The following is a 1289-nucleotide window of genomic DNA, read 5'->3' as shown; positions in this document are numbered from 1 at the left end:
CGTTTCGCCAACCATCCCGTTCAACCTTTCGGGTCGCTTGTCGAGCTTGACGCCACGATGACTAGCGAGAGGGGATTTTTGTCAAAATTTCACAAGGATCGTTCGATAGCCAAAAAAGCAGTTTTTGTCAGTAACAATCCCAATTTGGACGGCCTATGCCCAACGCTGAACCCCTGAAAAACATTCGCAACATCGGTATTTCCGCCCATATCGATTCGGGAAAGACCACGCTCAGCGAGCGGATCCTCTATTACACGGGTCGGATCCATCGACTTGGCGAGGTCCACGGGGATGGTCCCGGCGCCACCATGGACTACATGGAGCTGGAGCGCGAACGCGGGATCACCATCACCAGTGCGGCGACCACCGTCCGCTGGGGAGAGGCCGTCATCAACCTCATCGACACCCCCGGCCACGTCGATTTCACGATCGAGGTAGAACGAAGCCTGCGGGTGCTGGACGGGGCGATTCTGGTGCTTTGCGCGGTGGGTGGTGTCCAGGCCCAGTCGCTCACCATCGACCGGCAGATGCGGCGCTACCACGTCCCCCGGCTGGCGTTTATCAACAAGATGGATCGCGTGGGAGCGGATCCGTTCCGCGTGGTTCAGCAAATGAAGGACCGCCTGGACTGCGATGCGGTCCTCATGCAACTGCCCATCGGTCGGGAATCAGATTTCCGCGGAGTTATTGACCTGGTGACCATGGAGGCCGTGTATTTCGACGGCGCCCATGGTGAACAGGTGCGCCGGGAGCCGATTCCCGCGGAACTGCTGGAATCTGCGCGGCAGGCCCGACAGCATATGCTCGAATCGCTCGCCATGTACAGCGACGAGCTTCTGGAAATTCTGCTGGCGGAAGAAGAACCCCCGCAGGACCTCATCTGGCAAGTGGCCAAGGCGGCCACCTGCAGCCTGCAAATGACCCCGGTCTTTCTCGGTTCTGCTTTCAAAAATAAGGGCGTGCAACCCCTTCTGGATGCCGTTGTCCGCCTGTTACCGTCACCGCCGGAAGTGGAGGTCCGCGCCATCCCGCCGGGAGAGGAAACCCCAAGCATGCTGCTTTCCGCGGATCCTGCCGCCCCAGCCGTCGCCATGGCCTTCAAGCTGGTGGAGGATCCGTTCGGGGCGCTCACGTTTCTCCGCGTTTACCAGGGCACACTGATCAAGGGGGGATACTACTACAATCAGCGGACTGGCAAGCGAGAGAGATTCGGTCGCATCGTACGAATGCACGCCGACAAGCGGGAAGAGATCGAGGGGGCGACCGCCGGCGACATTGTGGCCGTGGTC

1 protein-coding gene is annotated in these 1289 nt (G+C 60.0%); it reads left to right on the top strand.

Annotated elements, in window-relative coordinates; genetic code table 11:
* Window positions 1-155 precede the first annotated feature (155 nt).
* Window positions 156-1289, top strand: a 1134-nt coding sequence (locus tag H5U08_RS19135; RefSeq protein ID WP_297036868.1) for a GTP-binding protein, incomplete at its 3' end; no start/stop codon positions are given.

Source organism: Thermogutta sp. (assembly GCF_014359955.1).
GTDB lineage: Bacteria > Planctomycetota > Planctomycetia > Pirellulales > Thermoguttaceae > Thermogutta.
The sequence above is the reverse complement of the archived record's forward strand: the minus strand, read 5'-3'. Positions and strand labels throughout refer to the sequence as shown.